At 32.8% G+C, this 25000-nt stretch carries 24 protein-coding genes and 1 riboswitch; of the genes, 9 read left to right on the top strand and 15 right to left on the bottom strand.

The window, feature by feature from the left end; all coding sequences use genetic code 11:
* Positions 1-47 precede the first annotated feature (47 nt).
* Positions 48-2900 (top strand): carbamoyl-phosphate synthase large subunit, encoded by a 2853-nt coding sequence (gene carB / locus DU428_RS08750; RefSeq protein WP_113966535.1) that lies wholly within the window; start codon positions 48-50, stop codon positions 2898-2900.
* Between the two features lie 78 nt (positions 2901-2978).
* On the opposite strand, the gene DU428_RS08745 is transcribed toward carB, so the two are convergent.
* The 6 genes from DU428_RS08745 to DU428_RS08720 all read right to left on the bottom strand — a co-directional run bounded on the left by DU428_RS08745 (position 2979) and on the right by DU428_RS08720 (position 8526).
* Positions 2979-3533: an acyl-CoA thioesterase gene (locus DU428_RS08745; protein WP_072352151.1), complete on the bottom strand. Its 555-nt coding sequence runs from the start codon at positions 3531-3533 to the stop codon at positions 2979-2981.
* Positions 3534-3899, bottom strand: a complete 366-nt coding sequence (locus tag DU428_RS08740) for a 6-phosphogluconate dehydrogenase (protein ID WP_072352152.1) — start codon at positions 3897-3899, stop codon at positions 3534-3536.
* A gap of 12 nt (positions 3900-3911) precedes the next feature.
* A complete protein-coding gene (rmuC, locus tag DU428_RS08735; RefSeq protein WP_113966536.1) occupies positions 3912-5297 on the bottom strand; it encodes a DNA recombination protein RmuC in 1386 nt (461 codons plus the stop codon).
* A gap of 269 nt (positions 5298-5566) precedes the next feature.
* Complete coding sequence (locus DU428_RS08730) at positions 5567-6361, bottom strand: ABC transporter ATP-binding protein (RefSeq protein ID WP_072352154.1); 795 nt, start codon at positions 6359-6361, stop codon at positions 5567-5569.
* The gene (locus DU428_RS08725) at positions 6361-7377 is read right to left on the bottom strand and encodes a FecCD family ABC transporter permease (protein ID WP_113966537.1); all 1017 of its coding nucleotides are present in this window, start codon (positions 7375-7377) and stop codon (positions 6361-6363) included. Before DU428_RS08725 ends, DU428_RS08730 begins: the two co-directional genes overlap by 1 nt.
* Positions 7378-8526: an ABC transporter substrate-binding protein gene (locus DU428_RS08720; RefSeq protein WP_113966538.1), complete on the bottom strand. Its 1149-nt coding sequence runs from the start codon at positions 8524-8526 to the stop codon at positions 7378-7380. It lies immediately after the preceding gene.
* Positions 8527-8620: 94 nt separating this feature from the next.
* Positions 8621-8822, top strand: a riboswitch (cobalamin riboswitch).
* Positions 8823-8852: 30 nt separating this feature from the next.
* Here DU428_RS08720 and DU428_RS08715 point away from each other — a divergent pair.
* Entirely contained in the window at positions 8853-10700 is a 1848-nt protein-coding gene (locus DU428_RS08715) for a TonB-dependent receptor plug domain-containing protein (protein ID WP_113966539.1), read from the top strand.
* An 11-nt stretch (positions 10701-10711) separates the two neighbouring features.
* A complete protein-coding gene (locus DU428_RS08710) occupies positions 10712-11767 on the top strand; it encodes a YncE family protein (protein WP_072352158.1) in 1056 nt (351 codons plus the stop codon).
* Positions 11768-11862: 95 nt separating this feature from the next.
* Here DU428_RS08710 and DU428_RS08705 read toward each other — a convergent pair whose 3' ends face one another.
* The gene (locus tag DU428_RS08705) at positions 11863-13287 is read right to left on the bottom strand and encodes a S41 family peptidase (RefSeq protein ID WP_072352159.1); all 1425 of its coding nucleotides are present in this window, start codon (positions 13285-13287) and stop codon (positions 11863-11865) included.
* Between the two features lie 140 nt (positions 13288-13427).
* On the opposite strand from DU428_RS08705, the gene DU428_RS08700 reads away from it, so the two are divergent.
* Genes DU428_RS08700 through DU428_RS08685 form a run of 4 tightly spaced genes read left to right on the top strand, consistent with a single transcriptional unit; the run spans position 13428 to position 15507 of the window.
* On the top strand, positions 13428-13937 hold the full coding sequence (locus DU428_RS08700) for an RNA polymerase sigma factor (RefSeq protein WP_072352160.1): 510 nt from the start codon (positions 13428-13430) through the stop codon (positions 13935-13937).
* Positions 13924-14361 carry a hypothetical protein gene (locus DU428_RS08695; RefSeq protein ID WP_072352161.1) on the top strand — a complete coding sequence of 146 codons (438 nt, stop codon included), beginning with the start codon at positions 13924-13926 and terminating at the stop codon, positions 14359-14361. Before DU428_RS08700 ends, DU428_RS08695 begins: the two co-directional genes overlap by 14 nt.
* 5 nt (positions 14362-14366) lie before the next feature.
* On the top strand, positions 14367-14963 hold the full coding sequence (locus tag DU428_RS08690) for a DUF4252 domain-containing protein (RefSeq protein WP_243633478.1): 597 nt from the start codon (positions 14367-14369) through the stop codon (positions 14961-14963).
* Between the two features lies 1 nt (position 14964).
* Positions 14965-15507, top strand: a complete 543-nt coding sequence (locus tag DU428_RS08685) for a DUF4252 domain-containing protein (protein WP_113966540.1) — start codon at positions 14965-14967, stop codon at positions 15505-15507.
* 55 nt (positions 15508-15562) lie between these two features.
* On the opposite strand, the gene DU428_RS08680 is transcribed toward DU428_RS08685, so the two are convergent.
* The 3 genes from DU428_RS08680 to DU428_RS08670 all read right to left on the bottom strand — a co-directional run bounded on the left by DU428_RS08680 (position 15563) and on the right by DU428_RS08670 (position 17762).
* Positions 15563-15769 (bottom strand): hypothetical protein, encoded by a 207-nt coding sequence (locus DU428_RS08680; RefSeq protein WP_113966541.1) that lies wholly within the window; start codon positions 15767-15769, stop codon positions 15563-15565.
* A gap of 11 nt (positions 15770-15780) precedes the next feature.
* Entirely contained in the window at positions 15781-17124 is a 1344-nt protein-coding gene (gene purB / locus DU428_RS08675) for an adenylosuccinate lyase (RefSeq protein ID WP_113966542.1), read from the bottom strand.
* Between the two features lie 65 nt (positions 17125-17189).
* Complete coding sequence (locus DU428_RS08670) at positions 17190-17762, bottom strand: adenylosuccinate lyase (RefSeq protein WP_072352165.1); 573 nt, start codon at positions 17760-17762, stop codon at positions 17190-17192.
* A gap of 123 nt (positions 17763-17885) precedes the next feature.
* Between DU428_RS08670 and DU428_RS08665 the strand changes: the two genes are divergently transcribed.
* On the top strand, positions 17886-19118 hold the full coding sequence (locus tag DU428_RS08665) for a glycosyltransferase family 4 protein (protein ID WP_072352166.1): 1233 nt from the start codon (positions 17886-17888) through the stop codon (positions 19116-19118).
* Here DU428_RS08665 and DU428_RS08660 read toward each other — a convergent pair whose 3' ends face one another.
* Positions 19119-19787 (bottom strand): class I SAM-dependent methyltransferase, encoded by a 669-nt coding sequence (locus DU428_RS08660; protein WP_113966543.1) that lies wholly within the window; start codon positions 19785-19787, stop codon positions 19119-19121.
* A gap of 12 nt (positions 19788-19799) precedes the next feature.
* Positions 19800-20474, bottom strand: a complete 675-nt coding sequence (locus DU428_RS08655) for an SIR2 family NAD-dependent protein deacylase (RefSeq protein ID WP_072352168.1) — start codon at positions 20472-20474, stop codon at positions 19800-19802.
* A gap of 158 nt (positions 20475-20632) precedes the next feature.
* Here DU428_RS08655 and DU428_RS08650 point away from each other — a divergent pair, with 158 nt between their 5' ends.
* Entirely contained in the window at positions 20633-21289 is a 657-nt protein-coding gene (locus DU428_RS08650) for a TrmH family RNA methyltransferase (protein ID WP_113966544.1), read from the top strand.
* Positions 21290-21373: 84 nt separating this feature from the next.
* Here DU428_RS08650 and DU428_RS08645 read toward each other — a convergent pair whose 3' ends face one another.
* The 3 genes from DU428_RS08645 to DU428_RS08635 all read right to left on the bottom strand — a co-directional run bounded on the left by DU428_RS08645 (position 21374) and on the right by DU428_RS08635 (position 24938).
* On the bottom strand, positions 21374-22156 hold the full coding sequence (locus tag DU428_RS08645) for a carboxypeptidase-like regulatory domain-containing protein (RefSeq protein ID WP_072352170.1): 783 nt from the start codon (positions 22154-22156) through the stop codon (positions 21374-21376).
* 89 nt (positions 22157-22245) lie between these two features.
* On the bottom strand, positions 22246-24081 hold the full coding sequence (locus tag DU428_RS08640) for a DEAD/DEAH box helicase (protein WP_113966545.1): 1836 nt from the start codon (positions 24079-24081) through the stop codon (positions 22246-22248).
* Between the two features lie 281 nt (positions 24082-24362).
* Positions 24363-24938 (bottom strand): non-canonical purine NTP diphosphatase, encoded by a 576-nt coding sequence (locus DU428_RS08635; protein ID WP_113966546.1) that lies wholly within the window; start codon positions 24936-24938, stop codon positions 24363-24365.
* Positions 24939-25000 lie beyond the last annotated feature (62 nt).

Genomic DNA, 25000 nt, shown 5'->3' with positions numbered 1-25000 from the left:
TTATATCTAGTAAATATTATTTTTGCAACACAATATAATTCAATACAATGCCTAAAAACACGCAACTAAAATCTATTTTAATAATCGGATCCGGACCAATAGTAATTGGTCAAGCATGTGAATTCGATTATTCAGGAACCCAAGCTCTTCGTTCGTTAAGAGAAGACGGAATTGAAACCATTTTAATCAATTCTAACCCAGCAACCATTATGACTGACCCTTCTATGGCAGATCATGTGTACTTGCTACCTTTAACTACAAAATCTTTAGTTCAAATATTAAAAGAGCACCCACAAATTGATGCCGTTTTACCTACCATGGGAGGGCAAACAGCATTAAATCTATGTATAGAAGCAGATGAAAAAGGAATCTGGGAGGACTTTAATGTAGAAATTATTGGTGTAGATATTGACGCTATTAATATTACTGAAGATAGAGAGAAGTTTAGAGAGCTAATGTTAAAAATTGGCATTCCAATGGCACCTCAAGCTACTGCAACTTCTTATCTAAAAGGAAAAGAAATAGCTCAAGAGTTCGGTTTTCCATTAGTAATAAGAGCTTCTTTTACACTTGGTGGAGCAGGAGCGTCTTTTGTTTATAAAGAAGAAGAATTTGATGAATTACTAACTCGCGGATTGGAAATTTCTCCAATTCATGAGGTTATGATTGATAAAGCACTTATAGGATGGAAAGAATATGAGTTAGAATTACTTCGTGATGCAAACGATAATGTGGTAATTATCTGTTCTATTGAAAACATGGACCCTATGGGTATTCATACTGGAGACTCTATAACAGTAGCTCCAGCAATGACTTTAAGCGATAAGACTTTCCAGAAAATGCGTGATATGGCAATTCATATGATGCGAAGCATTGGTGATTTTGCAGGAGGTTGTAACGTGCAATTTGCTGTTAGTCCAGATGAAAATGAAGATATTATTGCTATTGAAATTAACCCGCGTGTTTCTAGATCTTCGGCATTAGCAAGTAAAGCAACAGGTTACCCAATTGCAAAAATTGCTGCAAAATTAGCTATAGGTTACAACCTAGATGAATTAGATAACCAAATTACTAAATCTACTTCTGCTTTATTTGAACCGAGTTTAGACTATGTAATTGTAAAGATTCCACGTTGGAATTTCGACAAGTTTGAAGGAAGTGATAGAACTTTAGGACTTCAAATGAAATCTGTTGGAGAGGTAATGGGAATTGGGCGTTCTTTCCAAGAAGCATTACACAAAGCAACACAATCTTTAGAGATTAAACGTAATGGTTTAGGAGCAGACGGAAAAGGATATACAGATTACGACCAAGTATTAAGTAAATTAAAATACGCGAGTTGGGATAGAGTTTTTGTGATTTATGATGCTATTCAAATGGGAATACCATTAAGTAGAATTCATGAAATCACTAAAATAGACATGTGGTTCTTGAAACAATACGAAGAACTATACATGCTTGAAAAAGAAATATCAACTTTCACTATAGACACTATTCAAAAAGACTTACTTCTAGAAGCGAAGCAAAAAGGATATGGAGACAGGCAAATTGCTCATATGCTTAATTGCCTAGAAAGTCAAGTGTACAATAAGCGTGAAGAACTTGGTGTAACAAGAGTTTATAAACTTGTAGATACTTGTGCTGCCGAGTTTAAAGCAAAGACACCTTACTATTATTCTACTTTTGAAAACGATGTAGAAACGACAGATGGTAAGCGTTTTGCTGAAAATGAAAGTGTAGTATCTGATAAAAAGAAGATTATTGTTCTAGGTTCTGGTCCAAACAGAATTGGTCAAGGTATCGAGTTTGATTACTGTTGTGTGCATGGTGTTTTAGCTGCTGCTGAATGTGGTTACGAAACAATCATGATTAACTGTAACCCTGAAACGGTTTCTACCGATTTTGATACGGCAGATAAATTATACTTCGAACCAGTATTTTGGGAACATATCTATGATATCATCAAGCATGAAAAACCAGAAGGTGTTATCGTACAACTTGGTGGACAAACAGCTTTAAAACTTGCAGAAAAATTAGATAGATACGGAATTAAAATTATTGGTACTAGCTACCAATCATTAGACTTAGCAGAAGACAGAGGATTATTCTCTAACCTGTTAAAAGAAAACGATATTCCTTATCCTAAATTTGATATTGCTACCACTGCAGATGAAGCAGCAGCAATTGCAGATGTTTTAGATTTCCCTATACTTGTAAGACCTTCTTATGTACTTGGAGGACAAGGAATGAAGATTGTAATTAATAGAGAAGAGTTAGAAGAGCATGTTGTTGATTTATTAAGACAAATGCCAGGTAATCAACTACTTTTAGATCATTATTTAGATGGTGCAATAGAAGCGGAAGCGGATGCCATTTGTGATGGTGAAAATGTGTACATCATAGGAATTATGGAGCATATTGAGCCTTGCGGAATTCACTCTGGAGATAGTAATGCAACATTACCACCTTTCAACTTAGGGGAGTTTGTAATGCAACAAATAAAAGATCATACAAAGAAAATTGCCTTAGCTTTAAACACGGTTGGATTAATAAATATCCAATTCGCTATTAAAGATGATATCGTATATATCATAGAAGCAAACCCAAGAGCTTCTCGTACGGTTCCATTTATTTCTAAAGCATACGGTGAGCCTTATGTAAACTATGCAACCAAAGTTATGCTAGGAGATAAAAAGGTTACAGATTTTGATTTCAATCCGCAATTAAAAGGATACGCTATCAAGCAACCGGTATTTTCATTTAATAAGTTCCATAATGTAAATAAGCAGCTAGGACCAGAAATGAAAAGTACAGGAGAAAGTATTTTATTTATTGATAGCTTAAAAGATGATGAATTCTACAACTTGTATGCTAGAAGAAAAATGTACTTAAGTAAATAAAACGAAAGTAAATTATATGAAAAAGGAGGTTTTTTAAAACCTCCTTTTTTTGTTTCTATCCGTGATAAATTCTTAAAATTAGCAGTCAGGTAATTCTATTTTTACTCGGTGCCCTTCTAAATCTTCAATATAATTTTCTAGAGAAAAATCTTCATGATCAAACTCCTCTTGTCTGGCATAATGATTCTTAATTCGTTTTAAAGATTTTAAAAAGCGTTTTACTTCAATTTTATCGTTTAAAATTAAACCAGGAACTTGGGTGGTGTTACCATCATCATCTTTTGCTACCATGGTAAAATAAGATGAATTACAATGATTTGTTTCTCCTGTTCTTATGTTTTCAGAAACTACTCTAATACCAATAACCATAGAGGTTCTTCCAACATAGTTTACCGATGCTTTCATAGTTACAAGCTCTCCAACTTCAATAGGGTTTAAAAAATCTACGGTATTAACCGAAGCAGTAACGCAATAAGTTTCAGAGTGTTTTGAAGCACAAGCAAAAGCAATTTCATCCATTAAACTTAAAACATAGCCACCGTGAATTTTTCCTCCAAAATTAGAGTGTGAGGGTTGCATAAGCTGTGAAATGCTTATCCTTGAAGAGTCTACTGTTTTGAATTTCTTATCCATTTAGTACTTAAGATTTAGTTTTTTATCTTCTTCTACTTTAGTAATAAAATACTTGGTGTCTCCTAACCAGAAAAAGTTAGCGTATCGTTCAAAGTAATGCAGTTTAACTGCACGACCTTGAAGTTTTTTTAGGTCTTTAATTACTTGTTCTTCGCTATCTTCTACGGAAAATTCAAAGCGTTGTGCTTCAGAAACTCCATGACTAATTTCGCCTTCCCAAGTTTTAAAAAGTACTCCTTTTCTACTGAATTTAACTAATTCTCCTGCTCTTACACCTTCACTATAACTTACAAAATAAATAAATGCAAAATAGGAAAGCGCAATTACTAGAATTGTGATTAATGTTTTTACTAAAAATTTTATCATAATATGGTTTTATTATTCTTCTAACGAAGCTCTTTTTATTATTGTTTCTGGTAAAGATTTTTTTGCTTTAGCACCTAATTTTTTAATCCTTTCAACACTTCTAATAAGATTTCCTTTTCCTTCAACCAGTTTATTCATTGCTGCAGAATAATCTTTTTTAGCATCGTCTATTTTCTTTCCAACTCCAGTTAAATCAGTTACTAAACCATGAAATTTATCATATAAAGCTCCGGCTTGTCTTGCAATTTCAATGGCGTTTTGTTGTTGTTTTTCGTTATTCCACATACTATCTACGGTTCTTAATGTAGCTAATAGGGTAGAAGGAGTAACAATCACAATATTCTTTTCAAAAGCTTTATTATAAATAGCATTATCGGCATTAATTGCAACTGCAAAAGCAGGTTCTATAGGAATAAAAAGTAAAACAAAATCCGGGCTTTCTATATCATATAAATCTTCGTATTTCTTTTCTGAAAGTTGATCTACGTGTTTTTTTATCGAATTTATATGTGCCTTAAGATGTGTTTCGCGTTCCTCATCTTCGGCATTTACATAACGTTCGTAATCTGTTAAAGACACTTTACTGTCTATAATCATTTTTTTGTTATCCGGAAGGTGCAATACAATATCCGGAAGCACTCTAGAACCGTCTTCTCTTGTAAAGTTTTGTTGTATAAAATACTCACGATCTTTTTCTAATCCAGATTTTTCAAGTACTCTTTCTAAAACCAATTCTCCCCAATTTCCTTGCATTTTACTGTCCCCTTTTAAGGCTCTAGTTAGGTTAGTAGCTTCTTTTGTCATTTGTTGGTTCAAATCCTTTAAACCTAACAACTGTTCTTTTAAAGCAGAATGCATACTGATGCTTTCTTTTTGGGTGTCTTCTACCTTCTTTTCAAAAAGTTGAATTTTTTCCTGTAAAGGATTTAAGATATTATTTAAGTTTTCCTTGTTCTGAATAGTGAATTTTTCAGATTTGGCTTCTAGAATTTTATTCGCTAGGTTTTCAAAATCTGTACGGAGTTGTTTTTGGCGTTCTTCTAATTCTTCATCTCTTTTTAGATTCAGTTTTTGAAGATTTTCGAATTCGGAGTTTCTACGAGTTAATTCGGTGTTTAAAAAATCTTTTTCACGACGAATTTCTTCGCGTTCTTTTTCAATTTTAAAAATTGTTTCTTTTAGCTCTGAAGTTTTAGTTTCAAACAATTGATTCTGTTTCTGATTTTCAACTTCAGTAAATTGCTTTAAGTCGTTAAGTTGTTGTTGTAAATTATTATTACGCTCTTCTAAAGTGCTTTTTTCACTTTTGCTTTTAAGTTTGGTAATAAGCATGCCAATATATCCGCCAATAGCGGCTGCAATAAGAATAGCAAGGAAGAGAATAATATTTTCGTTCATGAAATATCGAATTTCACCAAAGATAAAATCTTTTAGTCGGTATTAAAAGCTACAAGCGGTAAGTTAATCATTAGTTTTTAAAGTTTTAATATCTACGATTAATTGCTTTATTTGAGAACTGTCTGTACCGTCGTAAATTCCGCGAATTAGTTTTTCTACGTATTTTTGTCGAAAATAGTTAAGTGATTAATCAGCTAAAATAGCTAAGGAGCAACAAGTTTAAAGTGTTTGTTATCAGTAATAAATATACTGTTTAATATTGAAAAACATTACTTTTTCACTCTAAAACTACCTGTATTTACATCAAAAGTAATTAAGTCTTCAGGAAATAAGTTATTGAAAACTCCTTTAGAAATCAGTTTACATGGGGAGTCTGAAACAACTTCTTTTTTATTCATAACAATCATAGAATCGCATAGCTGAATTGCCAAATCTATTTCGTGAGATGAAAACAAAATGGTCTTACCAGTTTCTTTTACCAGTTTTTGAAGCAGTTTTAGAATATATGCTTTATGATACATGTCTAGATGTGTAGTTGGTTCATCTAGAATAATTAAGTCGGTGTCTTGTGCCAAAGCACGTGTAATCATTACTTTTTGAAGCTGACCATCACTAAGCTCAAAGCACTTTTTGTTTTTTAATTCTTCAATATTTGTATGTGCAATAGCTTTGTTTATTACAGCAATATCTTCTTCGGAAAGGGTTCCTACCCAGTTGGTATATGGTTGTCTTCCAAGAGCAATTAATTCGAAAACCGATAAATTTTTAGAAGCAACTTTTTCGGTTAAAACCAAGCTCATAGATTTTGCCAATTCTAAATTAGAATAAGATGCTAATGGTTTATCGTTTAAAAGAATTTCACCGGATAATTTAGCTTGTACCTGTGTTAAGCTTCTTAGTAGCGTAGATTTCCCTATTCCGTTAGCTCCAACAAGACCTATTAACTGCCCTTTTTGTAAGGCAATATTAATATTGGAAGCAATTAGTTTTTCCTCCTTTTTGGTTTTATAACCAACGGAAAGGTTTTTAGTTTCTAAAATGATATGTTGGTTTTTGTTTTCCATTAAAAAATCATTTTACGTTTTCTTACTAATAACCAAATAACAACTGGTGCTCCAATCAAGGATGTAATGGCATTAATTGGCAAGGTATAATCGCTTGTTGGTAACTGTGCAATGCTATCGCAAATAAGCATTATAATTGCTCCGAATAAAAATACAGCTGGAAGTAAAACCTTATGATTTGCAGTATTAAAAACCTGTCTGGTAATATGCGGTATAGCCAAACCTATAAAAGCTATTGGTCCAGCAAAAGCTGTAATTGTTCCTGCCAATAAACTAGTTGCAATGATGATGATAAATCGACTTTGTTTTAAGTTTAAACCTAAGCTTTTTGCATAATTTTCACCAAGTAAAAGCGTATTTAATCCTTTTATAGAAATAATACTTAGTAGTAATCCGATTAAGTAGATTATAAAAAAGATCCCAAGTTCCTTCCAGGATAAATTCCCTAAACTTCCAAATCCCCAAAAAATATATTGTTGTAATTGTTCTGCGGAAGAAAAATAAGAGAGGACACTTACTACAGCCGAAGTAATACTACCAAACATCAGCCCGATGATTAAAATAGCCATGGTATCTCGCACTCTTGAAGAAACAATTAGTACGGCTAAAAGCACTAAGAAACTACCTAAACTTGCAGCTATTACAATACTCCATTTAGAAACTAATAAACCGGCAAGTGTTCCTCCAAAAACTCCCGCACCTAAAATAATTAAAGCCACACCCAAACTAGCTCCAGAAGTAATACCTAAAACAAAAGGCCCTGCAAGCGGATTTCTAAAAAGTGTTTGCATTAAAAGTCCGGAAATACCTAAACCAGAACCTACTAAAATAGCCGTAAAGGCTTTGGGTAATCTATAGTTTTGGATGATATAATTATCGGTGCTACCAATTAAACTTTCCAAGATAGTTTTAAAAGGAATAGAAACAGAACCTAAGCTTATATTAGCAAAGAAGCATAGTATTAATACAAGTATTAATACTATAAAAGCGTTTCTATATGTAGTTAGCTTTGGCACTTATTCTAAAACTTTAAAAAAATGAGGCGTATAATCTTGTAAAAATTCTGGATGACAAATTTTTATAAGATCCTTTAATACTAGATCTGGTCTTGTAGTTCCTAATTCGTAATATATTACACCGCCGGTATCTCCTGTTGTTTTTGCAAAAGAGTAAACTTTTTTGTTTTTAAAGGCATCAAATTTTGTGTAATGACTATTTGCTTTTTCAAGGGCTTCTAAACTACTATAATAAGAAGGGCTTAACCATAAATCGGCTGTTTTTGCTTTTTCAAAAACCGATTCGAAGCTTAAAGCTAAACTTCCGCTTCCGGTAGTTTCACTCCATAAATAATTTACATTAGCGTCTTTTAATAATTGTGCTTCTGGACTTGTTCCGTTAGGTAAATACCAAACATCTTTATGCATAGCACCACTTAAAACACTAGGTTGAGTTTTTACTTCCGAGGCTATTTTTTTAGCTTCTAAATAATCTTTCTCTATTGTATTAAATATTGTATTTGCTTCGTTTTCTTTATTAAAAAGAACTCCGAAAAATTTAATCCATTCGGCTTTTGCTAAAGGAGACTCTTCAATCCAATCTCCGTTGTAAATTACTGGAATTCCAGCTTTTTTAATGGTTTCAAAAGTTTTATTATTCCCATCAATACCAAAGCCTACCACTAATTCTGGTTTTGTGTCAAGTAAAACTTCGGTGTTTATTCCTTCATTTTTACCTAATTCTCTAACTTCCCCATTGCTTATTCTAGCTCTAGTTTTTTCGGAAGAAATATAATTTGTTCCTGGGAACCCTACTAGGGTTTCTTCAACATTTAAAAGTTCTAACGACGGAATGTGCGTAGTAGAAGTTACAACAACCTTTTCTATAGGAATGGTAACGATGCCATCAAACTCCTCTTTGTTTAAAGTGATTTTAGGAGCCATTTCTTTAGAAACCAAAGCGTATGTATAGTTTTGGGTACTATTTGGCCACGGGTTATTTATTGTAAGAACCTTATAGTTATCGTAGTGTGTAATGCTGAAACCTTTTGCATGCGAGTTTGCAATAACGGTGCTTTCTGAAACCGATAGGGAAGGATTGTTTTTAGTTTCGTTTTTGCAAGATCCAAAGGCAATACATGCCAATAGGAAGAATAATATTTTTTTCAATGCTTTAGATTTTAGATTTCAAAAGTAATATTAATTAATCTTTTGTTATAACATAAACTAAAATGATTACTTTTGCAGCGAATTTTGGTTCGCTATAGAACAATATCAAAAGAGTTTTGGTTTGTCTGTAACGATTAAAAGGGAATTCCGTTATAATCGGAAGCTGCTCCCGCAACTGTAATCTTAGTTCACTTTTGTGAATGCTTGCTATTACACTTCAAGTCACTGGAAATTTTTTCTGGGAAGACAAATAGTAAGACGAAAGCCAGGAGACCTGCCATTTTCAGCATCTAAAATGACTTTCGGGAGAAAAGTTTTAAGGATTTATGAAGCAGATATTTTTTCTATTCTTATTATTGAGTGTATGTGTTAGCGGTAATGCGCAAACACCAATAGATTCTATCCAAAAATTGGATGAGGTTGTATTAAGTGATGTGAAGCTAAAACAATACGCACCAGGGTATAAAATTGAAGTTTTAAAAGACTCTGTTTTAAAAACCAACGGACGCTCACTAACTAGCTTACTTGCTTTTAATTCTAATATTTATTTTAAGGAAAACGGTTACGGAATGGTTTCCTCTCCTTCATTTAGAGGGACTAACGCTTCGCAAACTGCAGTAATTTGGAATGGAATACCTATAAACTCTCAGTTAAACGGTCAAGCCGATTTTAATACAATAAGCACAAGCAACTACAGCGATATTGCAATTAGAAGTGGTGGCGGAAGTGTACAATACGGAAGTGGAGCTATTGGAGGAAGTATTCACTTAAATAACAATCTACAGTTTACTTCGCATTTTGATACTAACGTTCGTGTAGGTTATGGTAGCTATGATACTAAAAACGGAAGCATCTCTAGTTCTTATGGAGGTGATAGGTGGTCTGTTATTCTAGGAATTGCTTATGTAGATTCAGAAAATGATTATCCGTATTTAGGAACTTCTAAAAAGAATGTAAACGGCGCCTATAATAATGTAGATGTCAATTTAAATCTTGGTTATTTCGTTACAGATAATGACGTTATAAAATTATACCACCAAAGTTTTGTTGGGGATAGAAACTTATCAGGAACCATCTCTACACCATCTCAAAGTCATTATAAAGATAGAAATCACCGCAGTTTATTAGAGTGGTCGCATTTAGCAAAAAACTTTAACTACCAAGTGAAAGTAGCGCATTTGCAGGAGAATTTTAAATATTTCGGAACGCAAACAACAGAAAACTATTCCTATGGAAAAGTAAATACATTGATTGTAAAACCTACATTTAATTTTCGTTTTACCGAATCTATACAGTTAAAAACAAGTGTTGATTATACTAAGTATACCGCCGAGGGTACTAGTTTTGGTTCCCCAAGTAGATCAAATGTTTCCGCTACAGCATTATTAAATCATAGACTGACTAAAGCATTTAGTTATGGTGTGAATTTGCGAAAAGATTTCACATCTTCCTTTGAAAGTCCTTTAGTTATTTCAGTAGATACAGAATATGAAGTTTCTAAACATTATAGTATTCAGTTAAACGGATCTAGAAATTATCGTGTTCCAACTTTTAACGATTTATATTGGCAGCCAGGAGGTAACTTAGACCTTATTCCGGAGTCTTCTTACCAAATAGATTTAGGGCAAAAGGCGGACTTTGGTTTCGTTCAATTAAAATTAAACGCTTACTATATAACAACAGAAGATTTAATTGTTTGGACTCCTAATAAAGGGGTTTGGACGCCTAGGAATATAGCTGCTTCAGAGAGTTATGGTGCTGAGGTAGAGTTGCAATCTGAGTATCAGTTTAACTCGCATTACTTTAAACTTAATGGGCATTATTCGTATACCGTTTCAGAAAATAGCACTACTAAAAAGCAACTTATGTATGTTCCTTTTCATAAGGCAAATGTTTCTTTAGCATATTCTTTTAAAAAGATGTCCATGTTTTTTCAGTATGCCTTTAACGGAGATGTATTTACTACGGAAGACAATATTAAAGATCGCTTTTCTTCTTTACCATCATATGATGTTTCAAATATTGGTTTAGAGTATCGCATTTTAGAAAAGCCCCAGCAACAATTAAGCATAGCAGCAAAAGTAAATAACTTGTTTGATAAAGCATACCAAAACGTAGCTTTTAGACCTATGCCAAATAGAAATTTTAATATTCAAATACACTATAAATTTTAAAACAAATCACAATGAAAAACATTTTTTTACCATTATTGGCACTTTTAATTTTAACATTTTCATGTTCTAGCGATGATGATACTTTTTACGAAGAAGTTGTAATTCCTAAAGGAGCTTATGAAAATGGAATTATAGTAAGTTCTGAAGGAGGACCATCTTCTATTTCTTTTATTTCTGAAGATTTATCATCTAGCGAAAACAATATTTATTTTAATGTTAACAATGAAGATTTAGGAGTTTATTTACAGTCTGTAGGCTTCCATAATGATTTAGCTTATATTATTACAGATACTAACCATACTATTACTATTGTAAACAGAAATACTTTTGAAAAAGTAGGAACTATCACTACAGGACTTCAAACACCGCGTTATATTTCATTCTTAAACGGAAAGGCTTATGTGTCTAACTGGGGAGATTCAGCAGACGGAACAGATGATTTTGTTGCAGTACTTGATCTATCATCAAATACAGTAGAAAATACTATTCCAGTAGGTGAAGGACCTGAGCAAGTTTTAGCTAATGGAGATAAAGTTTTTGTTTCTCATAAAGGGGGATGGGGTACAAATAATATTGTATCTATAATTGATGCTAATTCTAATATAGTTGATACAATTACAGTAAATGATAATCCTGATGAAATGATCATTAATAATGCAGGTGAGTTAGTGGTGTTGTCTTCTGGTAAAGAAGCATGGACAGGTACAGAAACCTTAGGAGCTATTGCTAAAATTGATGTTAATAACAATACTGTTATTTCTAATTTCGAATTTGAAATGGGTGTTCATCCTAACTTAATGGACTATGCTAACGGTACACTATACTTCCAAACTTCTGAAAATAAAATTTATACTATGGCAGATACCGATACTGCTTTACCAACTACTTCTACGATAGATTTAACTACCGCTTATACTTATGGTATGGCAGTAAAGGGAGATAGATTATTTGTAGCAGATGCTAGTTTTTCTTCTCAAAGTGAAGTAGTAGTTTACGATTTACCTTCAGCAACAGAAACACATTCTTTTAGTGCTGGAATTGGCGCCTCAAAAATTTACTTTAATTAATAATGACTTTTTCTTATAAGGTGAACTACCTTTTAAAGGAAATAAAAAAGGGCAATCTTAAATGAAAGATTGCCCTTTTTTTATACGATGAAACGTTAGTCTAAATACATTCCTTTTTCAAAAGCATTATGATTCATATCTCTTTTTAATCTTTGGAAATTATTTGGCTCTGGAAAAGCAACTCTACCGTTTTCGGTAATATGCTGAAGGGCAGCAGCAAGCAATGGCTCGTTTACATCTCCTAAAACACCATAGTTAGCAGGGTTTTCTTTTAAAGATATTGTTGGAGTCAAGCCACTAGAAGGCACGCTTACATCTAACTTATTTACAGTTTTAGCAACTAAAGGTTGCATCGCGTAGGTGTGATACGGATACGCTCCGCTACGACCAAAATCAGGGGAGTCATAAATAGTAATAGATGCTTGAGATTTTCCAGTAGTTTTTTGTCCTATATGTACTACTTCTATTTGTGGAGCATATGCATTTAAACTATTAATAACCATTTCACTCGCAGAAGCCGAAGTACCAGTAGTTAGAATATATACTTTTTGTAAATTCAGGCTGTTTATATTGTTTCCGTTAAAAGAACTTACAAATCTATATTCAGAATTGTTGTTTTCTAAGAAGCTATTGTATTTTAGTTTCGCAAAGATTTCTCCATTAAACTGCCCCGTGATCATACTTCCTAAAAGAGTTGCTGTATTTACAGAACCTCCCGGATTATAACGTAAATCTAAGACTAGATTTTGAATGTTACTTGTTCGAAATTCAGCAAAAGCATTATTTAAGTGTGTGTTGAAATCTGCAGTAAAACCATTATACATCAGGTAGCCAATGTTTTGGTTATTCACTTGTAGGATTTCGGTTTTATATACCGGATTTTCAGTATAAGGTACTTTTGTTAGTGTAGAAGTTTCGGTGGTTGATTCTATGCTATCATCGCTGATATCGTTTGGCGTTCCGTTATCGTTATACGTAGCAAAATGTAATGTATAGCTATCGTCACTTAATAAATCTCTATAATTACTGGCGGTTAAAGGAGTTCCATTTACCATATTAAATATTTGTCCGCGCTGTAAATTATTAGTAGCTGCCGGAGTATTTTCTAAAACCAATCTTATAATTCCAAAAACATTTGAAGAACTTCCTGGTTGGTAATAAAAATCAAATTCTAAACCTGTTCTTTTAGTAACCCCAGAAAAAGCCTGTTCTAAAGCTATATAATCATCGGTAATCCAACTGAATCTGTCAACAGTTTGTCTATTGTATATTAGGCTTTCAAATAAATCTTCCGGGGCAGCATAGGATTCTAAATAATTTCTAAACTCTCCATCATTAGAAAATCTATCCACAGCCAAATCAGGAACACTATCTCTGTATAAATAATGTATATTCATTCCTCTATATACAAAATCATTAATACTTATATTAGATGCTTGATTATCGTCTAAATCTTCAAAACAAGAAGTAAATAAAGTTGTAGTTAAAAGCAGTAGGACGAAGGTTTTTAGGTTGTTCATATTGATTAATATTTCTATTTCTTTGGAATAAAAATACTTATTATATCTTCAACTAAAAATAAATTGTAACAAAATATAGACTTCATCGTCTTAATAGAAACCGCCTTTACCAAGTGGCTTTTAAAATCAAAAACCAAAAAATGACACAATTAGAGTTTTTACAAACCGTAATGCCTTTTAAAGACAAGGTTTTTCGCTTAGCAAAAAGATTATTGGTGTCTAAAGAAGAAGCAGAAGATGCAACTCAAGAGGTTTTGTTGAAATTATGGAAAAACAAAAAGAAAATGCAGGAGTATAGAAATGTAGAAGCATTTTCAATGACTATGACCAAGAATTTTTGTTTTGATAAATTAAAATCGAAACACGCTCAGAATTTAAAACTGATACATAGTAATTATAAAGACAATAATGTGTCTTTACAGAAACAGTTAGAACTAGAGGATAGTGTAGGTTGGGTTGCTAAAATTATAGAAGATTTACCCGAAAAACAAAAGCTAGTTATTCAGCTGCGAGATATTGAGCAGTATACGTTTGAAGAGATTGGCAAGATGCTTGATATGAATGAAACAGCAGTACGAGTTACCTTGTCTAGAGCAAGAAAAACGATAAGGCAAGAATTAACAAATACACACAATTATGGTATTAAATAATATAGAACAATTAATAGAAAAGTATAACAACGGGGAAACTTCACTAAAGGAAGAGCAGCAGTTAAAAGAATATTTTAAACAAGAAACTGTAGCTCTGCATTTAGAGATGTATAAACCAATGTTTGTATACTTTGCCGCTAGTCAAAAAGAAACTTTTACTAAAGAGGTTTCTTTAAATTCTAGTAAGAATCATTTTTTTGCATGGATTTCTATGGCAGCAGTAGCGGTATTAATGCTAGGTCTTTATTTACAATCTCCCTTAACAGCACAAGGAGATTTAGGTACGCATGAAGATCCGGAATTAGCTTTTCTAGAAGTAAAAAAATCATTAGAACTGATTTCTACACACTTTAATCAAGGAGCTTCAAGCATTAATTATTTAAACGAAGTAGAAAATACAACAAGTCTAATTTTTAAAAAATAGAAAACATGAAAACACTAATAAATATAAAACCAAACAATATGAAAAAGAATGTGATTTTAGTCTTAATTGCTTTATTAATGATGCCTTTAACATCTACGGCACAAGATATATTTGCAAAATATAGCGACAACCCAGATGTAACTTATGTAAACATTAAACCAAAAATGTTTCAAATGTTGGCTAAAATAGATATCGATTCTGATGATCCAGAAGCCCAAGAGTATCTTGAAATGGTAAACAGTATAACTAGTTTAAAAACTATAATTACTGAAAAAGGAGGAATCTCTTCAGATATTGCTGCATGGGTGACTTCCAAAGCGAGTAGTTTAGAAGAGTTAATGGAAGTTAAAGATGATGGTTCTGTAATTAAATTCTATGTGAAAGAAGGAAAAGATACAGATCACGTTCAAGAACTTTTAATTTTTGTAAATGGAATAAGTAACCAGATGAAAGGTTCAAATGTTTCTATAAATGGTGAAAAACGCAAATTCGAAACAGTAGTTGTTTCTTTAACCGGAGATATCAACTTGAATCAGATTTCAAAGCTTACCAAGAAAATGAATATTCCAGGAGGAGAACATTTAAAAGACAAAAAGAAATAATATGTACGCATCCATCAAAAAAGTATTGTTCAGCTTGCTAGCAATAAGCATGCTAGTAAGTTGCAGCAATAAAGAAACCCTACAAACTTATTTTGTAGATAAACAAGAAGTTGCAAATTTTACAACAGTAGATATTCCAACTAGTGTTGTAAGTTTTGAAAATGCTAATTTAACCGAAGAAGAAAAAGAAGCTTATAATACTATTAAGAAGTTAAATTTTATAGGTTTTAAATTAGATGAAACGAATACAAAAACCTACGAAACAGAAAAGGCAAAAGTTGCTTCTATTTTAAAAGACGAAAAATATATTGACCTTGGGGATTTTAATATGTTTGGATCTAAACTAGAACTGAAATATGTTGGAGAGGATGATGTTGCAGATGAATTTATAATCTTTGGAAGTTCTAAAGAATATGGTTTTGGCGTATTACGCGTTTTAGGAGATAAAATGAGTCCGGCAAAACTAGTTAAGTTTGCAGAATCTATGAATAAAGGTAAAGTAGATACCAAACAGTTACAGGCAATAACTAACTTTTTTAAATAATATATATTGTTTGTATAAAAAAAGGCTTACTAAATTTAGTAAGCCTTTTTTTATTTTATACATCTTTAGAAGAAAACGATTCTTCTATATCTTCCTCTTCCGGAGTTTTTTTTGTTATAATTAAATTTACTATAACTAATAAAAAACCTATAATAAGAAGGCTAGACAGAAAATAGTTGCTTAAAACATCTAGTATTCCAAAAATAACAAATGCAGAAAAAATGGCTCCGCAAAGTAATAAGGACTGTTTATCTGTAAGCATTTTTAATGTTTTTAAATTCCTGTATAGTTGCTAGGAGAAATAGCTTTTAATTCTTCTTTAATTTCATTTGAAACTTCTAAAGTATCAATAAAACTAGAAATAGATTTCTCAGTAATCTTTTCGTTTGTTCTTGTTAAACCTTTTAAGGCTTCATACGGATTTGGATATGCTTCTCTACGCAATATCGTTTGAATTGCCTCTGCTACAACAGCCCAGTTGTTTTCTAAATCTTCGGCAAACTTATCTTCATTCAATAATAACTTATTTAAGCCTTTTAAAGTGCTTTTAAAAGCTATTAAAGTGTGCCCAAAAGGAACACCTACATTACGTAAAACCGTACTATCTGTTAAGTCACGTTGCAATCTAGAAATTGGTAATTTTGCAGATAAATGTTCAAAAATGGCATTTGCAATACCTAAGTTCCCTTCAGAGTTTTCAAAATCAATAGGGTTTACTTTATGTGGCATTGCGCTACTTCCAACTTCTCCAGCTTTAATTTTTTGCTTGAAATAATCCATAGACACATAGGTCCAGATATCTCTGTCTAAATCTATGATAATGGTATTTATTCTTTTTAAAGCATCAAATAAAGCAGCCATGTGGTCATAGTGCTCAATTTGTGTAGTTGGGAACGAGTGGTGTAAGCCTAACTTTTCTTGAACAAAAGAGCTTCCAAAAGCTTTCCAATCTACATTTGGGTAAGCTACTTTGTGTGCATTAAAGTTTCCTGTTGCTCCACCAAATTTCGCAGCGCTTGGTACATCGTTTAATAAATTAAATTGCTCTTGTAAACGAACTACAAAAACTTCGATTTCTTTTCCTAATCGAGTAGGAGAAGCTGGTTGCCCGTGAGTTCTTGCAAGCATAGAAACATGCGACCAATCTTTTACTAATTCTTTTAATCTATTAAGAAGTACTAAGTATTCTGGTACATAAACATCGTTCATAGCTTCCTTGATACTTAAAGGAATAGCTGTATTGTTTATATCTTGAGAAGTTAATCCGAAGTGGATAAACTCTTTATAATCATTAAGACCAAGCTTGTCGAATTTTTCTTTTATAAAGTATTCAACCGCTTTTACGTCATGATTGGTTACTTTTTCAATGTCTTTAATGGCTAAAGCATCTTCTGTTGAAAAGTTTTTGTAGATGTTTCTTAAATCTTCAAAAACGGATTTGTTTACAGATTCTAACTGAGGTAATGGAATTTCGCAAAGAGCAATAAAATATTCTATTTCTACTAAAACACGATATTTAATAAGTGCTTCTTCCGAAAAATAATTACCTAACTCGTCTACTTTATTCCTGTATCTTCCATCAATAGGAGAGATGGCATTTAGTGTGTTTAATGGCATAGTGTGTGTTGTTTTTGCTAAAAAAACAAAGATAGCTTTTTGCTACACTATTTACGAATTTAGAATTACGATTTTTTCGAATTTATCTTTTTAATAATATGTCTAGCTCTTGCTTTAAATCCGGAGCTTTGCATTTGGAAATCTCTTTCTAAAATAAGTAGTAATTCAGGGTGAATCCATTCATAGTCTTTCCCTAGTAAATATAAGCAGTTCATGGAGTATGCTTTGGGTGCGATTTTTTCATCATTAATCATATAATCAAAACAAAGTTCTATGATTTTTTCACGATGCTTCGGAAGTAATTCCGATTGTACTCTGTTTGCTGTTTTTGCATAATAGGCAGTAATTAAATATTCACAAACCTTTGCAACCGGGCGAACAGCAGAATCTTGGTGTACTTTATGCATGTTTTCTGTAAAATAATCTAGGTAGGTCAAAGATGCTTCTAGGTTTTCTTTACACATAAACTCAAAAACCCAAGCAGCACGAGGGGAAATTTTATCGTCTACCATAAAAAGAATTTCTAGTGTTTTCGGTATCAGATTCGGGTTTTTAATCAGTAAGTTAGCGTAATATAATCGCTTTTCTCGGGAGTGATTTACGTTTTTTAATTCTTGGTAGAGTTGTGTTGTAGTCAAATGCTTTTCTTACTTTTAAAGTCTAAATTTAATAAAAATAGATACTATAAAAATAATTATATAGTATTTGTTCTTCTGCAGATTTTATAGGAAGTGATTCTGTGAGAAGATGTGTTTTTAGCTATGAATAAAAAATTACTAATAATAGGTTACGTATGGCCAGAACCTAAAAGTTCTGCAGCAGGAAGTAGGATGATGCAATTAATTTCGGTTTTTAAAAATCAAAATTACGAAATCACTTTTGCTAGTCCCAGTGCTACAAGCGAAAAAGCCTTTGACCTAAACTCCATAGGAGTAGAGCAGGTTTCTATAGAACTTAATAATGCTAGTTTTGATGCTTTTATCCAAGCACTTCAACCAGATGTTGTTTTGTTTGATAGGTTTATGATGGAAGAACAATTTGGTTGGCGTGTTGCTGAGGTTTGTCCGAATGCTTTACGAATTCTTGATACCGAAGATTTACATTTTTTAAGGAAAGGCAGGCATCAAGCTTTTAAAGATAATAAGCCTTTTACCGATGCTTATTTGTTTAACGAAGTAGCAAAACGAGAAATTGCTAGCATTTACAGATGTGATCTTACTTTGATTATTTCTGAAGCTGAAATGCAAATTTTACAAAACCGATTTAAAGTAGATGCATCCCTTTTGTGTTATGTACCATTTATGCTTGATGCGGTTTCAACGGAAGCTATACAATCACTTCCAAAGTTTGAAGAAAGAAATCACTTTATAACTATAGGGAACTTTTTACATGCCCCTAATTATAATTCAGTTTTATACTTAAAGGAAACTATTTGGCCTTTAATTAAAAAGCAGTTACCAAAAGCCGAAATACATATTTACGGAGCTTATGCTTCTCAAAAAGTCACTCAATTACACAATAAAAAGGAAGGTTTTATAGTGAAAGGTTTTGCGGAAGATGCTAATCTAGTGATGCAACAGTCTAAAGTTTGTTTAGCTGCAATACAATTTGGTGCAGGTTTAAAAGGAAAACTTGTTGAAGCTATGCAAAACGGAACACCTTGTGTAAGCACCACAGTTGGAGCAGAGGGTATGTATGGCGAATTAGCTGTAAATGGGTTTGTAGCAGATGATCCTCAAGAGTTTGCAGATCATACTGTATCGCTTTATCAAGATGCAATACTTTGGAATGAAAAGCAGGAGAATGGCTTTCAGATTCTAAATAAGCGTTTTAATAAAACAGAAATACAAAAAGAATTTATAACTACAGTTGCAGCTCTGATGGATGATTTAACTTTTCACCGACAAAATAATTTTATGGGGCAAATGCTTCAGCATCATACTTTACAGAGTACTAAGTTTATGAGTAAATGGATTGAGGAGAAGAATAAATAATTAGAATACTTTGTATAAGGTTGTCAAGATAATTCCTTTGTTGTTTTTTAGTTTAATGGAAAGTAATTCTTTTGATTCGGCTACTTTAAAATGAAAGGGCGCCGCTAATAAGTTTAGTCCGCTTTTTTGTTTTAGCCTTATTCCTTGCCCAGAGATGATATCTTTATTCGGTATAAAATCTCCTTCAGGAAGATGTTCTGTTAAGAGGATGTATTTGTAAGCAGTTAGCTTTTTTATGATTTGTTGTATTTCAGCATTAGAAAGGTGTTGTAAAACCTGTCTTATTATTACACTGTCTGCAGCAGGTAAATCATCTACAGCTATATCTAAACAATGAAATTCTAAACGCTCATTTTTAAACTTTTCTTTATTGCGCTCAATAAGATCACTAACAATATCTACAGCAATATATTTTTGTGTGTGATCTACTAATTTACTGCCAATATTAAAGTCGCCACAACCTAAATCACACACTGTTAGTGGGGTTTCAAAAGAAGTTAAAAAAGAACTTATGGCTTCTATATACGGATTTACTATTTCCGGGAGATGCGATCCTTCTCCAGAATAAAAATCCGCATGATTACCACCCCAAAGCTTCATGGCATAGACTTGTTTCATCGCGGCTTTGGTAGGCCAAGGTTTTTTAATTTTCTTCCTTTGTTTATGCATATAAAAAAGTGTTTAATCTAGAAGATTTATTGCTTCCTTTACTCCAATGGTAGCAGCTTTGGAAATGACTGTTAGGTTCTGATTACTTGATACAGCAGGATTAGGGTCTATAAAATAGGTTTGGGTATTTTCAGGAACATAATGCATCAAGCCAGCAGCAGGATATACTTGCATGCTAGTACCAATAATGATTAATATATCTGCAGTTTCACAAACAGAAACAGCTTTTTCTATCATTGGAACATCTTCGCCAAACCAAACAATATGTGGTCGTAATTGGTTTCCATTAGCATCCACATTTCCAAGTACCAAGTCTTTTTTCCATTCTTGAATATCTGCTTCGTTTTTGGTGCTTCGTACTTTTAATAATTCTCCGTGTAAATGTATCACTTTAGTGCTTCCAGCTCTTTCATGTAAATCATCCACATTTTGAGTGATGATAGTAACCTTATAGTCTTTTTCTAATTCTGCTAAATCGAAATGTGCTTTGTTAGGTTGAACTTCTAAAAGTTGTCTTCTACGTTTATTATAAAAATCTAAAACTAAATCAGGGTTATCTCGGAATCCTTCTGGAGAAGCAACTTCCATAACATCGTGCCCTTCCCATAAGCCATCAGCATCTCTAAAGGTTTTTATTCCGCTTTCGGCACTTATACCTGCTCCCGTTAATACGACAATATGTTTCATTTTTTGTTTTTATTTAAATATAGCAATTAGACAAAAATACTTCTGTTTGCTTCCATTAAAGAGCTATTTAGTTTCTTTTATAAAATTAACCTATTTGTCTTTCCCACGAAAGTGAGAATCCGTTCTTTTTTATTTAAATTTGATTTTAAAAGAAGAACATGACGGATATAAAACTACTTGAATATTTAGAAAATCATCTAACCGAAAACCGTAGAAATAGATTTCATAAGGTTATAAAACAACGAACGAAGCATTTTACGGTGGCAACAGAAGATGTGTATCAGTTACATAATACCAGCGCTGTTATGCGTAGTTGTGATGTTTTTGGCATTCAAGAATTGCATATTGTAGAAGAGGTAAATAGTAAGAGTATTGATAGAGAAATTGCTATGGGTGCACAGAAATGGGTAGATTTAGATAGGTTTCACTCTGTGAAGGATTGTATCGCATCTGTTAAAGAAAAAGGATACCAAATTGTAGCAACTACACCGCATACTAACGATTGCTTGCTTCAGGATTTTGATATTACTAAGAAGTCTTGTTTTTTCTTTGGTAGAGAAACCGAAGGGTTATCGCAGGAGGTTTTAGATGCAGCCGATTGTTATTTAAAAATACCTATGGTTGGTTTTACAGAAAGCTTAAACATATCTGTAAGTGCTGCTATTGTTTTGCAAGATGTAACATCTAGATTAAGACAAAGTGATTTATCTTGGCAGCTAAGCGAAGAGGAGCAAAGAGCTAAGCGATTAGATTGGATGAAGAAATCTATTAAAAGCTATGATCAAATTGTAGAGCGCTTTTATCAAGAACATTAATTTAGGGTTTTCTATATTCTATGGAACAAAAAAAAGCGCAATCCGATAAAGGATTGCGCTTTTTGTATTATATGTTGTTGTTATTTAAAACTTAGCAGATTTGTTTCGGCTTAAGACTTTATATTCTTCGTAACATTCGCTAATTGCATCTAATATCTGCAAATCGTTTGCAGAACGTATGAATTCTTTAGAGTAGTTACACTGACTAATAATTTCGTCTAAGTCTACACGGTCTACCTGTAATAATACGGTTAGCATTTCTCTGTCAAAACGTGATGCTAGCAAGTTTCTAATTTCATCGTCTTGCTTCATTTTCTTCAGCTTACGCATTTCGTTAGGTTGTCTTCCAAACATTCTATATAAAAAGTCTGCCGGATTAAAAATAGCGCCTAATACTTTAGTAACAGCACTTGGAGAACGGTTTCCTGCTTCGTAACCGGTACTTGGTAGTCCAGAAATTGCATATCTGTAACTATTGTTTTGCGGTACGTTTTTAATATCAACTTCTAAGTGTCCTGTAAGTTTGAATTGGTTTACAACTACCTCTTCTAAGGCTAATGCTAGTTCGGTTAATGCTATTTTAGAGCTTCCGTATTTTATCCAGTCATTCGTTACTTTTACTTTAATAGATTTAAAACCTAAAAAAGAAAAATGTAAAGTGTCATTAGCTTTTGCAGTAAGTTTAAACTCTCCTTTAGCATTGGTAGAAGTACCAATAACTTGTGTAAGGTTTACAATGTTTACACTTTCTAAAACAGTATCGTCTGCAGCATTAATTACTACACCCTCAACTTTTGTAGGCTCTTCTTGTGCATAGCTAAAGCTAAGTGTGAAAAGTAATATAAAAAGTGGAAACCAGTTCTTCATTATCATGTATTGTATGGAGTATAAATGTACAAACATATTTACAAATATACAGCCATACAGTAACTTTGACTTAAAATTAACAAAAAGGTTTAACGTCTAGAACGTCTTGGCCTTGCATGTGTAGTTTTAAATTCTGATTTATCTCTAGGTTCTGAACGTCTTGAAGAAGTTTCATTACTACGTCTTTCGCCTCTGTTAGAAGAATCGCTTCTTCTTCCAGCACTGCGTCTTTCGCCTCTTGGTTTATCACCAAATCCGCCACGTCTTCTGTCGCTTCCACCATCACGTCTTCCGCCGCGACCTCTTCCGCCACCGCCACCACGGTTTTCACTAACTTCTACATTAACAAAACGTCCTTCGTGTTTGAAGTCTGTAAAGAAAGCAAGTACTTTTTCTTGGTGTTCTTTTTCCGTGTTAAAGAAAGAGAAACTCTCTTTAACATCTACTTTGAAAACGTCATCTCTTCCTAAGTCTAATATTTCTTTTAAGAAATCTTTTAACTTCATCCAATCGTAACCATCTCTGCTACCTACATTAATGAAATAACGAGAATCGTTACCACTATTCACTTTTCTACCATCGCGATCGCTTACTTTAGAAGGATCGATGCTTTGGATTTTAGATTTTTGGTAATAGTTATAGAAACGTGTGAATTCTACAGAGAAAAACTTTTTGATAAGTTCTTCTTTAGAAGTTTCTGCAAACAACTCATTGATGTTGTCTAGATACTTGTCTATTTCGTGATTTACTTCTGTATTGTGAATTTTGTTTGCAAGAGACATTAACTGTACTTCGCAAATTGCCATACCGTCAGGAATTTGTTTTAATTCAAATTTCTGGTTGATGATACGTTCAATACTTTTTATTTTGCGTACTTCGCTTTTAGAAACGATAACCATAGAAATACCAGTTTTACCAGCACGTCCTGTTCTACCAGATCTGTGTGTGTATGTTTCTGCTTCGTCTGGCAATTGGTAGTTAATTACGTGAGTAATATCATCTACGTCAATTCCACGAGCAGCAACATCTGTTGCAACAAGCATTTGAATTTGTTTGTTTCTGAAAGATTTCATTACCAAATCACGTTGGTTTTGGCTTAAATCTCCGTGTAAAGCTCCAGCACTATAACCGTCTTCAATTAAGTTTTCGGCTACTTTTTGTGTATCTCTTTTTGTTCTACAAAAGATTACTGAAAATATATCTGGGTTAGCATCTGCAAGTCTTTTTAAAGCTGCATATCTATCTCTAGCATTTACTAAATAGTATTCGTGAGAAACTTGGTTGGTACTTTCGTTTTTGTTTCCAACAACGATTTCCTTAGGAGAATGCATGAATTTTTTTGCAATTGTAGCAACCTCTTTAGGCATGGTAGCACTAAATAACCATGTGCTTTTTTCTTGAGGAGTATGTGATAGAATATCTGTGATATCTTCAAAGAATCCCATGTTAAGCATCTCATCTGCTTCATCTAAAACTGCATATTCAATTTTAGAAATATCTACCATACGTCTTTTGATCATATCTTTCATACGACCAGGAGTAGCTACAACAATTTGCGCCCCTCTTTTTACTTCTCTAGCTTGTTCTTGAATGCTAGTACCACCATAAATGGCAACAACATTAAGACCTTTACAATATTTACCATATTGTTTAAGCTCGTTAGTAATTTGCAAACAAAGTTCGCGGGTAGGAGATAAGATAAGTCCTTGAGTAGTTCTGCTATCTACCTGAATTTTTTGAAGCATTGGAAAACCAAAGGCTGCAGTTTTACCTGTTCCTGTTTGAGCTAAAGCCACTAAATCTGTGTCCTCTTCTAATAAAATTGGAATTGCTTTGTCTTGGACTTCACTTGGTTTTTTAAAACCTAAATCGTTAATAGCTTGTAATAGGTCGTCATTAAGACCTAAATCTTGGAATGTGTTCATTCTTGTTTAAATAAGTAATCGATTATTTTTTGTAGTGTTACAAAAGAAGCGAATCGACATACTTAACCTAAACTTCTAGTAACACATCCTCACTCTGAGGAATAAATAACTCAACTTTTTTTGAGTTTCAAGTTGCAAAAGTACAATATAAATTCATCGGAATTACGAAAAAACTACTTTTTTTACTGAATTGGTAGTTTTATTTCTGACGAAAGTACTTTTAAATGGTTTTTCTGTTATGTGTTTTATACTAAATGATTCGGCGGGAAATACTATGAATGTTATAAAGAGGCTAAAAAAGTTACTAATTGATTTACGGCTTTTCCTCGGTGCCCAATTTTATTTTTTTCTTCTAAAGAAATTTCAGCAAAAGTTTTGTCATAACCTTCTGCTTTAAAAATAGGATCGTATCCAAAACCTTTCTCTCCTTGTTTTTCGGTAGTTATTTCTCCTTTGCAAATTCCTGTAAAGGTTTCTAATTTTCCGTTAAGGTGTAAAGCAATAACTGTTTTAAACTGTGCTTTTCTATTTGGTTTGTCTTTTAAGTTCGCTAGAAGTTTATCCATATTGTCATTATCATTACGTTGCTCCCCTGCATAGCGTGCCGAATATACTCCAGGCTCTCCATTTAAACTTTCTACTTCTAAACCGGTATCGTCTGCAAAACAATCGTAACCATATTTAGTTTTTATGTATTCTGCTTTTTGTATTGCATTCCCTTCAATAGTATCTTGTGTTTCTGGAACATCCTCAAAGCATTCAATATCTTTTAGACTTAAAAGTTTTATATGTTCAGGAATTAAAGCTTGCACTTCTTTTAGTTTATTTAGGTTATTGGTTGCGAAAACAAGTTGCATGATAGGGTGATTTAGATGTTTAAATTTCTGTAAAAATATATTAATAATTTTATATGTTCTTT

Source organism: Oceanihabitans sediminis, from assembly GCF_003337215.1.
GTDB classification, from domain to species: Bacteria; Bacteroidota; Bacteroidia; order Flavobacteriales; family Flavobacteriaceae; genus Oceanihabitans; species Oceanihabitans sediminis.
Note: the sequence above shows the minus strand (reverse complement) of the source record. Positions and strands in the feature narration are given on the sequence as shown.